Origin of the sequence: Salinibacterium sp. PAMC 21357, from assembly GCF_000247645.1 — a bacterium.
In the GTDB taxonomy this organism is placed as follows: Bacteria; Actinomycetota; Actinomycetes; order Actinomycetales; family Microbacteriaceae; genus Rhodoglobus.
Genome location: NZ_AHWA01000004.1, coordinates 668,818 through 682,538, shown reverse-complemented (window position 1 = coordinate 682,538; position 13,721 = coordinate 668,818). Strand labels below are relative to the sequence as shown.

Here is a 13,721-nt window from a genome sequence, read left to right as displayed (position 1 = left end):
ACCGAATTCGTAGCGGTATCAAAGGAGTGAAGAGATGTTTGAGAGATTTACCGACCGCGCCCGTCGTGTAGTCGTCTTGGCCCAAGAAGAGGCCAAGATGCTCAACCACAACTACATCGGCACAGAGCACATTTTGCTTGGCCTCATCCATGAGGGTGAAGGTGTTGCCGCAAAGGCGCTTGAGTCTTTGGGTATTTCACTCGACTCTGTGCGCGAGCAAGTGCAAGACATTATTGGCCAGGGTCAGCAGCAGCCGACCGGTCACATCCCCTTTACGCCGCGTGCCAAGAAGGTACTTGAGCTGAGCCTGCGCGAAGCGCTGCAGCTTGGTCACAACTACATCGGCACCGAGCACATCCTGTTGGGTCTCATCCGTGAAGGTGAAGGCGTTGCCGCTCAGGTTCTCGTGAAGCTCGGCGCTGACCTCAACAAGGTTCGCCAGCAGGTCATCCAGCTCCTCGGAAGCTTCCAGGGCAAAGAGGCTGTCGCTGTTGGTGGCAACGATGCGACTCCCGATAAGGGTTCGCAGGTTCTCGACCAGTTCGGCCGCAACCTCACTCAGGCGGCTCGCGACGGCAAGCTCGACCCCGTAATCGGCCGCGAGAAGGAGATGGAACGCGTTATGCAGATCCTCTCCCGTCGCAGCAAGAACAACCCCGTACTCATCGGTGAACCTGGCGTGGGTAAGACCGCTGTTGTCGAGGGACTCGCTATCGCCATCGTGAATGGTGACGTGCCCGAGACTCTGAAAGACAAGCAGCTCTACTCGCTCGACCTCGGTTCACTCATCGCCGGTAGCCGCTACCGCGGTGACTTCGAAGAGCGCCTCAAGAAGGTCACCAAGGAGATCCGCACTCGCGGCGACATCATCGTCTTCATTGACGAAATCCACACCCTCGTTGGTGCTGGTGCCGCTGAGGGCGCAATCGACGCTGCCTCTATCCTCAAGCCGCTGCTTGCTCGTGGTGAGCTCCAGACCATCGGTGCCACGACTCTCGACGAGTACCGCAAGCACTTCGAGAAGGATGCCGCGCTTGAGCGTCGCTTCCAGTCGGTTCAGGTTCACGAACCTAACCTTCCGCACACCATCAACATCCTGAAGGGGCTCCGCGACCGCTACGAGTCCTTCCACAAGGTGTCGATCACTGACGGCGCGATCGTTGCTGCGGCCAATCTTGCTGACCGCTATGTTGCCGACCGGTTCCTGCCAGACAAGGCCATTGACCTTCTGGATGAAGCGGGCGCACGTTTGCGACTCTCCATCCTTTCGGCACCCCCCGAGCTGCGTGAATTCGACGACAAGATCGCCGAAGTCCGTGGCCAAAAAGAGGGCGCCATCGAAGACCAAGACTTCGAGAAGGCTGCAAGCCTCCGCGACGAAGAGAAGAAGCTGCTCGGAGAGCGCCTTCGTCTCGAGAAGCAGTGGAAGTCTGGCGACGTCGGCGCGAGCGGAATCGTGGATGAAGGTCTGATTGCCGAAGTTCTGGCAGCAGCCACCGGCATCCCCGTGTTCAAGCTCACCGAAGAAGAGTCCAGCCGCCTTATCTTCATGGAGAAGGCACTTCACATGCGCGTCATTGGTCAAGAGGAAGCCGTTTCGGTTCTCTCCAAGACCATCCGTCGTACCCGTGCTGGTCTTAAAGACCCCAACCGTCCCAGTGGTTCGTTTATCTTCGCCGGTCCGACCGGTGTGGGTAAGACCGAGCTTGCTAAGGCGCTCGCGGAGTTCCTCTTCGACGACGAGAACGCGCTGATCTCGCTCGACATGAGCGAGTACGGCGAGAAGCACACCGTTTCGCGCCTGTTCGGTGCCCCTCCCGGATTCGTAGGATTCGAAGAGGGCGGCCAGCTCACCGAAAAGGTGCGTCGCAAGCCGTTCAGCGTTGTGCTCTTCGATGAGATCGAGAAGGCTCACCCCGACATCTTCAACTCGCTCTTGCAGATCCTCGAAGAGGGTCGCTTGACCGACGGTCAGGGTCGCGTAATCGACTTCAAGAACACCGTCATCATCATGACCACGAACTTGGGAACGAAAGACATCACCGCTGGCCCCATGGGCTTCCAGGTGGAAGGCGACTCGGCAACAAGCTACGACCGCATGCGCGGCAAGGTTGTTGAAGAGCTCAAGAAGCACTTCAAGCCTGAGTTCCTCAACCGTGTTGACGAGACCATCGTGTTCCCGCAGCTCAACAAGCCTGAATTGCTGCAGATCGTTGACCTCTTTATCAAGCGTCTCTCGGAGCGCATGATGGATCGCGACCTCACCGTCGAGATCACTGTTCCTGCCAAGGAGCGTCTCATTGATGTCGGGTTTGACCCCGCCCTCGGTGCCCGACCGCTTCGTCGCGCAGTGCAGCACGAAGTGGAAGATGCCCTGAGCGAGAAGATTCTGCACGGCGAACTCAACGCCGGCGACCACGTGCACGTTGACTTCATTGACAACAAGTTCGTGTTCACCACCAGCCGCCAGCCTGGACTCCCCGAAAAGGAACCAGCTGAGGTCGAGGCCTAAACCTCACGCCTAACGACAAGTGGCTGAGCCGCACCGAAAGGTGTCGGCTCAGCCACTTCGTCGTTAACGCGGTATTAGACCTTTTGGGGCGGAGCCACCGAATCGCGGATCACTACGTGAGTGGCCAAAACGATGTGTTCATCGGGCTTATTGCCCTCGAGGGCTGTGCGAACAGCGAGGCGCCCGAGTTCTTCATAAGGCACATGCACGGTGGTCAACCGTGGGCGTAAATCGCTAGCAAGGGCAATGTCATCAAAGCCGACCACCGAAATGTCGCCAGGTACGTCGAGGCCGGCATCCGCTAGCGCTGACATTGCGCCAGCGGCAACCACATCGCTGGCGGCAAAAATTGCGGTGAAATCGATGCCGCGCGCGATTCGCGCCTCGGTGCGTTCGTAGCCATACGAACGAGCGAAGCTACCGTTCTCGAGCAGGGTGCTGTCGATCTCCCCACCAAAGTCGACGAGAGCGCGCTGGTAGCCCTTGACTCGTGCTGCTGTCGTTGTGTGGTGTTCACTTGCGGCCAACATCAGCACTCGGCGGTGGCCTTGAGCGAGAAGGTAGCTGGTAATCGCGTAAGCGCCGCCCTCATTGTCTGATTCCACGACAATGACCGGGGTGTCCGGACCCAGCGGAGGGCGCCCGCAGAGCACCAATTGTGCGCCCCGAGCATTCATCCCCGAAGCGACTGCGGTCATTTTGGTGCGGTATTCCTCGGTGTCTGTCACCCCGCCGATCACAATCACGGCTTCGGCTTGTTGCTCCCTCATGAGCTGGAGCATTTCGAGCTCGCGGGCAGGATCGGCCTGGGTGCTCCCCACGATGCAGAGCCTGCCGAGACGGGCAGCTTCTTGCTCAACACCATGCGCGGCATCGCCGAAGGCAGCACCACGCACATTGTCGAGGATGAAGGCCACGGTCTTTTTGCCTGACCCCGCGAGCGCACGGGCGTGCGTGTTGGCGACGTAGTTGAGTTCATCGATTGCTTTGAGCACCCGGCGGCGAGTTTCGGCGGCAACGGGGTAATTATTCGCCAGCACGCGGGAGACAGTCGCCACAGAGACGTCGGCGAGACGGGCAACGTCGCGAATGGTGCTGCTATGCACTTCCATAGGTTCACTGTAACCGATAACTATGAACAATGGTCGCCATTGCTCAAGCAAATGGCGGGTTGACAACAATGAACTCGGCCACAATAATCGGAATCGTAGATAACGGTTACTATGGTTGTTTACTAGCGTTCGGAGCCCAATTGATGGGCACGGTTGACCAGACTGCGAGCGCATCTGATCTAGCTTCGCGCAACAGATCCGTTGTGAAGTATCGGGAATCATTCAAAGAAGAGGCGATTCACATGAACTCATTGAACACAGTCACCGACCTATCGCTGTCTCGGAGGACAGTGTTAGGCGGGATGTTTGCAGTCGCAGCGGTTCCGCTGTTGGCAAGTTGCACTACATCTGGTGAGGGATCAGGAACCACGGAGCTAAGAGTCGGTTGGTGGGGCGATGACACCCGGCACGAGGCCACACAGGCGGCCCTCGATCTGTTCACGAAGAAGAATCCGGATGTCACCATCGGAGCCGAATATGGCGGCTACGAAAACTACTTCGAGAAACTATCCACCCAGCTTGCTGGCCGAAAAGCGCCTGACCTTGTGCAAATGAGCGTTGACGGTTACCCCGCTCTCGCTGACAAAGGCGTGTTGCTCGACCTCAACGAACTCGTCGACTCGGGAGTGCTCGATCTCTCGAGCTTTGACGCTGAAGTACTCAAGCAGGGTGAGCGTGACGGCAAACAAGTGACGCTTCCGATGGGGCTCAGCGCGCCAATCGTCCTCACCGACAACACCAAGCTGAACGAACTCGGCATTGAATTCGACAGCACTGATGGCTTCGATGGTTATGCGAAAACGGCGCTCGCGATCTCCGAGGCAACCCCTGACGGCTACTGGGGTTCGGCAGACGGAGGTGGCTACCGTGGGTTCCTCGAAACTTGGGTGCGTCAAGATGGCGGCCTGTTCTTTACTGAAGGTGGCGAACTAGGGTTCACGAAAAAGCAACTTTCTGACCACTTTGGCTACTGGGGAGATCTCCGGAGCAAGGGAGCTGCAGTCTCAGCCGGAGAGCAAGCGGTATTTCAAGAAAATCTAGACGGGCTACCCCTCATTCGCGGCATCGCGGCATTAGACGCGAGTTTCGTGACCATTTTTGCCGGGCTGAGCGGAATGGTCACCAACGAACTTGGTTTCGGGGCCATGCCCTACGACGACCCGAGCAACTCGGGGCAAGCGCCGACATTTGGGGTTTCGTTCAGCATCATCGCAACGACTGACCACAAAGAAGCCACCGGCAAGCTCTTGGATTTCTTGATCAATGACGAAGCCGCAGTCACCGCGCTGGGTTTCACGCGGGGAGTCACCCCATCGCCTGCATTCAATGCCATCGCAGCGGCAGGGCTCAGCGACGAGGAGCTGATGGCGAAAGGAATCACCTACATCGATTCGCTCGCTGAATTCGCCGCTCCAGCCCCAGCCCCGCTTCCGCCGCGCGCCGGAGAAATCCAGCAAGCGTTGTTGCGCCGAATCAACGAGGAGATCTCGTTCGGGCGACTGACAATCAGCGAGGGTGTAGATAATTTCTTCTCCGAAGCGAACTCCATTCTGGAGAAGTAACGCTGTGTCGAAAAAGCTAATTGCCGAAGCGAATCCGTTGGCTGCCCTCTCCCCGAGGGCGGCCAACGCCGGCAGCGCCAAGAAACCACGGCAAGGGCAGGGTTACTCCGCTCGACGAGGCCGCATTGGGCTGCTCTTTCTTGCGCCCTGGTTTGTTGGCATCCTGCTTCTGGTTATTGCGCCGCTGATCGCCTCGGCGTACTTTTCGCTGACCGACTACGACCTGATAACCCGCCCGAATTTCATTGGTTTTGACAACTACGAGCGCATGGCAACCGACGACCGATTCTGGCAGTCGATGAAAGTTACGGGCACCTATGTGCTCTTCTCGGTACCATTCACGTTAATCGCCTCGTTGGCGGTTGCGATGTTGCTTAAGGGCGGTTTGAAAGCGCTGAGCTTTTTCCGCCTAGTGTTCTATCTGCCCTCGCTCTTAGGGGCGAGCGTCGCGATTGCCGTTGTCTGGCGTCAGATGTTCTCCGGCGATGGCCTAATCAATGGGCTGCTCGCGCTGGTCGGAATTGACGGCCCGGCCTGGGTGTCCAACCCCGACTACTCCTTAGGCACAGTCATCCTGCTCGCCATCTGGCAGTTCGGAAGCCCGATGGTGATCTTCCTTGCCGGGCTCAAGCAGATCCCCGAGAGCCTCTACGATGCGGCAGCTCTTGATGGTGCGAGTCGGATTCAGGTGTTCCGCAACGTGACCCTTCCGCTGCTCTCACCGGTCATCTTCTTCAACCTTGTACTGGGATTCATTAACGCTTTTCAAGCGTTCACGCCCGCCTTCATCATCAGCGGTGGCAGTGGCGGCCCAGCAGACTCCAATCTATTCATCACGCTGTACCTGTTCCAACAAGGATTCGGGGCGTTAGACATGGGCTATGCCGCAGCACTCGCATGGGTCCTAGTCATCGTCGTCGGACTGGTCACAGCCGTCAATTTCGCACTCCAGAAGTATTGGGTGTTCTACGAGGACCGCACATGACCCGCACGCTGCGCGCACGACGCGCGAAACCCAGAGTCTTCACCTACGTGATGATGGTGGTGCTCACCATCATCACCATTTATCCGGTCGTGTGGATGCTCGGCGGCAGTATCAAGCCAGCCGATGAGATCTTCTCCAATCCGAGCCCGTTCACGGCCTCACCGACGTTGCAAAACTACGTCGACGGTTGGGCTGGCGCGGGAGTGCCATTCAGCGTCTTCTTGATCAACTCCGGAATCGTCGCGGGATTAGCGGTGGTCGGTAACGTCATCGCCTGCACGCTCACGGCATACGGATTCGCACGGTTCGACTTTCGCGGTAAGAACGTCCTGTTCGCTCTCGTGCTGTTGACCGTCATGCTCCCCAAGCACGTGCGGCTAATTTCGGAGTACATCGGTTTTGCCAACATCGGCCTCATCGATACCTTCGTTCCCTTGATCCTTCCGCACTTCCTCGCGATTGACGGATTCTTTATCTTCCTACTGGTGCAGTTCATCAGGGGGCTACCACCGGAGCTGGAAGAAGCAGCGCGAGTTGACGGCTGCACGGAGTTCGGAGTGTTCTGGCGCGTGGTGGTACCTCTGCTCACGCCTGCACTCGTCACAACGGCAATTCTCACGTTCGTGCAGGTTTATCAGGACTTCTTCTCGCAGCTCATCTATCTCAATTCGCCGGAGAACTACACGGTTCCACTCGGACTCCGACAGTTCATTGACTCGACGTCGTCCTCTGCGTGGGGTCCGGTGCTCGCGATGTCTAGCGTCGCGCTGGTTCCGGTTGTCGTTCTCTTCCTCATCTTTCAACGTCGGATTATCGACGGCATCGCCACTACAGGACTTAAGGGATAGCCATGAATGAACTAACACCACACTCCACCGTGACGAATGCAGACCACCAACTGACGGTGCGGGTCGACGGTTTAACCGGCGAAGAAGTCGTTGTCGTGACGATCAGAAGCGACCGCAACCAGCGAGTCACGCGAGATTCTGACGTGTCGCCACTGACACCGCAATCACAGCGCGGTGTTGAGAAAGCCAACTTTTCGTTGGTGTGGGCCGAGGCGGCATCAACGCAGACCCGTGACCTGTTCTACCCGGCAATCGACCTTGACCTTGGTGCGTGCTCGACTAAACCAGTCGCCCTCATCCGCACACCTGGAGCGCACCTTCATACCGTGAATTCATGGCGCACTACCGGCTTCATTGAGGCCGACAGCTCAGGATTGAGCAGAGTGCCTGCATCGGAATTAGAACACTGGGAGAACTGGGTGCTCGCGATTGGCGCCCAGGAAAGCGAGTTCGGCGATCAAGAATTTGCGCTCGAATTCCGCCCGGCAATCGACGATGGTCAGGTCACCCTGACGGTGCCGTGGCTCGGCAAGGCGTGGGCCGGCAGCATCGAGGTATCGGTTCGCGAACCGCTCGAAGGTCGGATCGTCTTGGAAAGCAAACACGGGATCAGCGCTGTCAATGCGCGCGGCCCCTACCCTCAGGCATTGGCAACCGATATCGGTGCGGTCCAACGCAAAATTAGTAACGAGCCCTCTGAACTTGAGACTGACCTTGCTCTGTGCCTCGACTTCATCGAGGCGTCTGAGAACACGTCGCCAGACTCGCGCTTCAGCGGCGGGCTGTTCCTCTTTTACGATCTTGACGGTCGGATGTGGCGCACCCCCAACTGGACGTGGACATGGTCGCCAGCGATCAAGGTGCTTCTTGAGGCTCCCGATGTTGCACCAAGTTTGCGGGGTGCGCGCGAACGCTACGCCGCCCTCGCCAACCGTTTAGGTGAACTTACTCTCGACATTTTCATCGACGGCGAGGAACATCCGGCGGCGGACACCGCGATCGCACGGTGGGATCCATTGCCTCACACGAACCGCGGGTCAGAGAAGTTCGCGTCGCTCGCCGATGCACTCTTCCTCGGTGGTTGGGGCTGGTCGTCGCTTCACGACGCGACGGGGGATCCTCGGTACGCGGAAGCACTCGCTCGTCTCGCGCGCGCAGCAACCCGGCAGATCGAGACCTACGGTGTGGTCCAGCAGGACTGGCTCTTCGAGCGCGAGCGTTGGCTCGAGCGCATCCTCGACGAGGCGGGATTCGGAACCGAAGGACTCGCTGAGCACTATCGGATCACCGGGGATCCCCAGGTTCTTGACCTCATTCGTGGCTACATGGACCCGCTCATTGAACGACTAGGCCGCGACGACGGCCTGTGGGATCGCTTCTTCTATGTCGACGCTGATGCTGTCACCGAGTCAGAGAGTATGACCCGGGGGCTCGGCTGGGCAATGGAAGGGCTCTTGGCCTGTCATCGAGCTACCCGTGACGAGCGCTATCTCGACTTGGCAAAGAAGATGGCCGAGCACATGATGAAGTGGCAACGAGAAGACGGCGCCTGGACCTTCCAGTTCGATCGTGATCTAGCTGATGTGGGCTTTAGTGACAAGGGCACTCCGCTCTGGTCAGTGCTCATGTACCGTCTCCACTCTGAAACTGGCGAGGACCGCCATCTCGAATCTGCCCGCGCGGCGGCAGCATGGTCGAGGTCGCGTCTGCGTCGGGACGAAAAAGATGAGGCTATGGGTGGCATCGTAGGTATTGGCCCGCAGTCCGGAATTGCTTATCGCCACTGGTTCCGTCAGGCCTGCACCTACTCATCAGCCTTCACTGCGCAAGCAATTATTTACGAACTCTCTCTTCAGCAGAACATTCCGATCAAACCAGAGGTGCGCGCATGAAACGACTGAAGGCAGTTCTTGCGATGAGCGAAGACATGCCGCAGCGCCTGTTCGCCCCTGCGGATCTCGCGCGTGCGCACGAAATCGTCGACCTCGATGACGCCGTTGTACTCAGCGAGTTCACCTCCGCAGCAGCCAAGATCGCACTTCGCGATGCGGACCTGCTGATCACGAGCTGGGGTTGTCCTGTCGTCGATGCCAGCGTGCTTGAGTCAGCTCCTCAGCTTCGTGCCGTAATCCACGCTGCAGGATCAGTGAAGGGCCACATCACTGAAGCGTGCTGGTCGCGGGGAATTCTCGTGTCGAGTGCGGTAACAGCGAATGCTGTGCCCGTCGCCGAATACACCCTCGCGATGATTCTGCTTTCCGGTAAAAAGGTCATTGATTTGACCAGGGAATACCGGTTGCGTCGAAGCGCGATTGACTGGGAATCTGAATATTTGGATATCGGCAACAACGGCAGGGTTGTCGGCATCATGGGCGCCTCTAGGATCGGTCGTCGCGTCATCGAGCTCCTCAAGCCCTTCGATTTTCACGTATTGGTTGCCGATCCTTACCTGAGCTCTCACGATGCAGAAAGCATTGGCGCTGAGTTGGTGAGCTTGGATGATCTGCTCGAGCGATCAGACATCCTGAGCCTGCACGCCCCGCTAACAGAAGAGACACGAGGCACCATCGATGCGCGACGTCTTGCCCTGCTCCGCGACGGCGCAACAGTAATCAACACCTCACGTGGTGCCATCGTCGATCAGGATGCGTTCGAAAGAGAGCTGATTCAGGGTCGAATCAATGCGGTGATTGATACCACCGTTCCGTGGATTCCGGCCCCGGAGTCATGCCTCTACGACCTGCCCAATGTTGTTCTCACACCGCATTTGGCCGGAGCCTTAGGTAACGAAGTCAGTCGACTTGGTGCCCTCGCTGTTTCGGAACTTGAGCGTCATGTGCACGGCGAACCCTTCGCCCACTCAGTGCGCGTCGAAGAAATAGCGAGGCTGGCATGAGTGCAGAAAAATGGGGATTCTCGACTTTAGGTTGCCCAGAGATGCCTCTTTCTGAGGTCGCTGATCTCGCCCGCACGTTTGGCGCTTCGGTTGAGCTTCGAGTTGCTGCTGACGAACCTGTTACGCCAACAAGTTCTGCCCGGGAGCTCGCCGAAATAGCGGATGTTCTGGCGGGCGTCACCATCAGCGGGCTTGCAACCTATGTGAAGCTCGGAGCGCACAGTGCGGTCGATGACATCCAGCGGAGCGCAGAAATCGCGGGCGCACTTGGAGCGCCGGCGCTCCGTATCTTTGCTGGCGCTCCGCGCTCGCAGGATGCGGTGCTGGCCGCCAGGCTCGCGAGCGCCGCCGACGCCATCAGTGACACCCCCATCAGCATCCTGCTCGAAACGCACGATGAACATTCGTCTGGTGAAGCGGTTGGCCGCGTACTGACCGAGGCGTTTGGCGCCAGCCATGTGCGGCACGGAGCAATTTGGGATCTCCTTCACCCGCTGCGCGCCGGGGAAACTTTGGACGAGACGGCAGAACACTTGAATGGCTGGATCCGAGAGGCTCAACTCAAAGATGTCGCCTCGCTCGAAGATCTGACACCGGTGTTGCCGGGCACGGGTTCTTTGCCGCTCCCTGAATTTGTTCACAAACTGCGCGCGATCGGTTTCGCGGGGCCATGGATTCTCGAGTACGAACGGCGCTGGTATCCGCAGACCGACATCCTCGATGACTCCCTGAAGGTGATGGATCGGTTGTTCACGGAGCGGTAGCGTTAGCGCGTGACCACATTCACTATCCGGCCGGCAACGACATCCGACGTTCGGGTCATTCAAGGGCTCGTGGAGCCGCTCGTCAACCAGCGCATCCTGCTCGGAAAAGACCTCGTCGTCTTCTACGAAGCGGTGCAAGAGTTTCGCGTTGCCGTGACGCCTGAAGGCCAGGTCATCGGATGCGGTGCCCTGCACGTTATGTGGCAAGACCTTGCCGAAGTGCGAACGTTGGCCGTGGCATCCGATTGGTTAGGGAAAGGCGTCGGCCACGCCTTACTCGACCAGATCGAGCACGACGCCCACACGCTCGGCCTTGAGCGACTCTTTTGCCTCACTTTTGAGACCGCATTTTTCACTCGTCACGGTTTTGAACCGGTGAGCGACGAGCTTGTCGACCCCGCTGTCTTCGCTCAGCTATCGCTGTCTCCCGACGAAGGAGTGGCCGAATTCCTCGATCTTTCCCGTGTGAAACCCAATACCCTCGGCAACACGCGCATGCTGAAGCGCCTTTAGCGGCCCGCGGCGCTTAGCCTTACCGTATGTCGACGTTTCGGAATCCAGTCGGCCCGCAGTCAAGCAGCGTCTACTGGCGCCGACGCTTGATCCTCGGGCTGGGGTTGCTTGCCGTGATCGTGATCATCTTGTTGATCGTTTTCGGGCCCAAGGCCTCAAATGAGCCCACCGCCACTGCGCCGTCGGAGACGACGGACACCGAGTCGAGTGCTCCGGTGGCCACCGACGCTAGCGGATCAGTTGTTTGCGATCCGGCCAAGCTCACGCTCGAAGCTATTACCGATGCGACCAGCTACGCCGAGGGTCAGCGACCGCAATTGTCGTTCTCGCTGAAGAGCACCATGACAGAACCGTGTGTTGTAGATGCCGGCAGCGACATCCAAAAGTTTGTGGTCACTAGCGGTAGTGACGAAATTTGGAACTCAACGCATTGCCAGACCGATGGCGAAGCTCGTTCGGTAGTTTTGCAGCCGGGAGTGCCCGTGCAGTCAAGCTCAATCGAATGGGATCGCACCCGATCAGCGGCAGACACCTGCGAGTCTGATCGCCCCGTTGTGTCGGCAGGTGGCGCTAGTTACCACCTCGAAGTCTCCGTCGGAGACATCGAGTCAGATAGCACCAAGCAGTTCTTGTTGAACTAGCCAGGATCAGTCATGGAATCTTCATCCTCAGCGGCGCAGAGCGCCGACTTTAGCTCGCCGATGCTCGCGCAAGCATTGGAAACCGGTGACCCGGTTGCCGTGGCTTTAGCGCTGCGCAATGACCGCGTCATTGTGCCCATGCTGAGCGGTGACGCTGCAGACGTGGCGGAGGGCAGCAACGACGGCGGGGGCAGCGAAGCGCAAGTGCGCGTGTTCCGCCGGGGCGAGGCCGACAAATACATGCTGTTGCTGTTTTCGTCGGTGGACACCTACGTTGCGATGTTGCCGGACGAGACAGATCATCAGGTGGTTGCCTACCAGGCCGACGACCTTCGTGGCTTCCTCGAGACGAATCGTGGCGTTTTGGAATCAGTGTGGTTCGACGTTGCTGGGCCGCACACAATGCAGGCCTCGCCCGATGACATTCTGGATGCTCTTACACTTTCGTGAGAATTCGATCGTTTTTGTCACAACCGCGCGAATTTTTTCTCGATCTGCCCGACTGTGGTAGACGTCCCAGTTCAGGGGACAAAGGGCCCCAAAAGGTCCAATATTGCCCAGATTCGGCACTCTTTAGGGTTACATCCAGCTAAGTGCAGACATCAATGTTATAAACAGGGCTTTCTATCCCGCGTGTGCGACGGTTACTCTGTTCAACGTGGAAGACAACAGTTTCGGAGTGCCAGCGGGATGGTACCCAGACCCACTGGGCTTGCCCCAGTTGCGATGGTGGGATGCCCAAGCTTGGACTGAGCACACCTCAGATGCCCGTGCCCCCATCGTCGTGCAACCGAATACGAAGTTGGCTTTTGCCGATGACGACTATGACGACGACATGGACGAGCTTCCGACGCGTCGCGATCAGCGAGATCGCGAGCGTGGCGACAGCGGCGACTACGCATTCGCTGAGACTCGCCCCGAGCCAGAGCCCGACACTGCGGCCGTCCACGACGAACTGAGTGCACAGCCGCTGCTAGCGATGACGCTGCGCGAGCTCGAAGCCCCCGTCGAAACTACTCAAGAGGCCAATGAGCCTCAGCTTCTTCCTAAATCGGCGGCAGGGCACGCTAATTCGATGCCCGGTGCATCGACGCTGAGCGCTTACGCCGAAGAAGAAGAAGCCCCCAAGCGCGAAATTCGCCAGCACCGTACTTATAACCCGGCTGTGTGGCTCATCGCCGTTCTTCCTCTCGTCCAATTGCTGACGAGTATGTTCTTGATCGCATATGCGGGCTTGGGCAATAACTTGCCACTGCTGCTCGTGGTGTGGCTCGCACCCTACGTTGTTGTTCTTGGCCTCGCCGCGTACGACAACCTACTTCTGCAGGTGTGGGGCCACGAACGCCCCGCGAATGCAGCGTGGGCCTTTCTCACCGCACCGGTCTACCTGGTTATTCGTGGCATCCGCACAATGCGTGAGACCGGGAAGGGAATCGCTCCGATCGCTACGTGGGCGGGTGCTGTGGTTTCGCTGGTCATCGGCATGCTGGTGCTCCCGGGTCTCGTTATCTCGCTGATTCCGCAAACCTTTAGTACTCAGATTGAGCAGTCGGTGCAGGCACAGGCCGCAACGCTTGGTGCTGACATCGTTCTTGAATGCCCGGCGACGCCGCCAGTGCTCATCGGTGAAAACTTCACCTGCCGTGCAGTGAAGCCGTCTAACGGTCAGCGCGACTCCATCTTGGTCAGCCTGCAACGCGAAAACGGCTGGATCAGTTGGCGTGTAGAAGACTGGGGCCTCTGGACCCTGTTCGGCTAACACCAGCCCAACAACAAGTTTGTCGCAACGGCGGCTCGTCTCTAGACGGGCCGCCGTTGCTGTGTGCTCGGCCGCGTTTTGGCATAACTGGGCATCGCTGGGCGTGGGGCCAGCTGTGTGCGCCCCGAC

12 protein-coding genes are annotated in these 13,721 nt (G+C 58.5%); 11 read left to right on the top strand and 1 reads right to left on the bottom strand.

Features of this window, described 5'->3' with window-relative positions:
* Positions 1–34: 34 nt before the first annotated feature.
* Positions 35–2,512 (top strand): ATP-dependent Clp protease ATP-binding subunit, encoded by a 2,478-nt coding sequence (locus ON14_RS06580; protein ID WP_010203998.1) that lies wholly within the window; start codon positions 35–37, stop codon positions 2,510–2,512.
* A 74-nt stretch (positions 2,513–2,586) separates the two neighbouring features.
* On the opposite strand, the gene ON14_RS06575 is transcribed toward ON14_RS06580, so the two are convergent.
* A complete protein-coding gene (locus ON14_RS06575) occupies positions 2,587–3,624 on the bottom strand; it encodes a LacI family DNA-binding transcriptional regulator (RefSeq protein ID WP_010203997.1) in 1,038 nt (345 codons plus the stop codon).
* 302 nt (positions 3,625–3,926) lie between these two features.
* Between ON14_RS06575 and ON14_RS06570 the strand changes: the two genes are divergently transcribed.
* The 10 genes from ON14_RS06570 (at position 3,927) to ON14_RS06525 (ending at position 13,592) form a co-directional block, all read left to right on the top strand.
* A complete protein-coding gene (locus ON14_RS06570) occupies positions 3,927–5,186 on the top strand; it encodes an ABC transporter substrate-binding protein (protein ID WP_158000078.1) in 1,260 nt (419 codons plus the stop codon).
* A 4-nt stretch (positions 5,187–5,190) separates the two neighbouring features.
* Positions 5,191–6,171, top strand: a complete 981-nt coding sequence (locus ON14_RS06565; RefSeq protein WP_010203995.1) for a carbohydrate ABC transporter permease — start codon at positions 5,191–5,193, stop codon at positions 6,169–6,171.
* A complete protein-coding gene (locus ON14_RS06560) occupies positions 6,168–7,019 on the top strand; it encodes a carbohydrate ABC transporter permease (protein ID WP_010203994.1) in 852 nt (283 codons plus the stop codon). The genes ON14_RS06565 and ON14_RS06560 overlap by 4 nt, the downstream gene beginning before the upstream one ends.
* A 2-nt stretch (positions 7,020–7,021) precedes the next feature.
* Positions 7,022–8,911: a hypothetical protein gene (locus ON14_RS06555; protein WP_010203993.1), complete on the top strand. Its 1,890-nt coding sequence runs from the start codon at positions 7,022–7,024 to the stop codon at positions 8,909–8,911.
* Positions 8,908–9,915 carry a hydroxyacid dehydrogenase gene (locus tag ON14_RS06550; RefSeq protein ID WP_010203992.1) on the top strand — a complete coding sequence of 336 codons (1,008 nt, stop codon included), beginning with the start codon at positions 8,908–8,910 and terminating at the stop codon, positions 9,913–9,915. The genes ON14_RS06555 and ON14_RS06550 overlap by 4 nt, the downstream gene beginning before the upstream one ends.
* A gap of 41 nt (positions 9,916–9,956) precedes the next feature.
* Positions 9,957–10,679 (top strand): sugar phosphate isomerase/epimerase family protein, encoded by a 723-nt coding sequence (locus ON14_RS06545; protein ID WP_010203990.1) that lies wholly within the window; start codon positions 9,957–9,959, stop codon positions 10,677–10,679.
* A gap of 9 nt (positions 10,680–10,688) precedes the next feature.
* Positions 10,689–11,192, top strand: coding sequence for an amino-acid N-acetyltransferase (locus ON14_RS06540; RefSeq protein WP_010203989.1), 504 nt, complete (start codon positions 10,689–10,691; stop codon positions 11,190–11,192).
* Between the two features lie 26 nt (positions 11,193–11,218).
* On the top strand, positions 11,219–11,833 hold the full coding sequence (locus ON14_RS06535) for a hypothetical protein (RefSeq protein ID WP_026037567.1): 615 nt from the start codon (positions 11,219–11,221) through the stop codon (positions 11,831–11,833).
* A 12-nt stretch (positions 11,834–11,845) separates the two neighbouring features.
* Positions 11,846–12,283, top strand: coding sequence for an SseB family protein (locus ON14_RS06530; protein WP_010203987.1), 438 nt, complete (start codon positions 11,846–11,848; stop codon positions 12,281–12,283).
* A gap of 208 nt (positions 12,284–12,491) precedes the next feature.
* Positions 12,492–13,592, top strand: coding sequence for a DUF2510 domain-containing protein (locus ON14_RS06525; RefSeq protein ID WP_010203986.1), 1,101 nt, complete (start codon positions 12,492–12,494; stop codon positions 13,590–13,592).
* The last annotated feature ends 129 nt before the right edge of the window (positions 13,593–13,721 follow it).

Coding starts and splice junctions, on each gene's coding strand:
- ON14_RS06580 (WP_010203998.1), top strand. CDS start 35: ATGTTTGAGAGATTTACCGACCGCGCCCGTCGTGTAGTCGTCTTGGCC.
- ON14_RS06575 (WP_010203997.1), bottom strand. CDS start 3,624: ATGGAAGTGCATAGCAGCACCATTCGCGACGTTGCCCGTCTCGCCGAC.
- ON14_RS06570 (WP_158000078.1), top strand. CDS start 3,927: ATGTTTGCAGTCGCAGCGGTTCCGCTGTTGGCAAGTTGCACTACATCT.
- ON14_RS06560 (WP_010203994.1), top strand. CDS start 6,168: ATGACCCGCACGCTGCGCGCACGACGCGCGAAACCCAGAGTCTTCACC.
- ON14_RS06555 (WP_010203993.1), top strand. CDS start 7,022: ATGAATGAACTAACACCACACTCCACCGTGACGAATGCAGACCACCAA.
- ON14_RS06550 (WP_010203992.1), top strand. CDS start 8,908: ATGAAACGACTGAAGGCAGTTCTTGCGATGAGCGAAGACATGCCGCAG.
- ON14_RS06545 (WP_010203990.1), top strand. CDS start 9,957: ATGCCTCTTTCTGAGGTCGCTGATCTCGCCCGCACGTTTGGCGCTTCG.
- ON14_RS06535 (WP_026037567.1), top strand. CDS start 11,219: ATGTCGACGTTTCGGAATCCAGTCGGCCCGCAGTCAAGCAGCGTCTAC.
- ON14_RS06530 (WP_010203987.1), top strand. CDS start 11,846: ATGGAATCTTCATCCTCAGCGGCGCAGAGCGCCGACTTTAGCTCGCCG.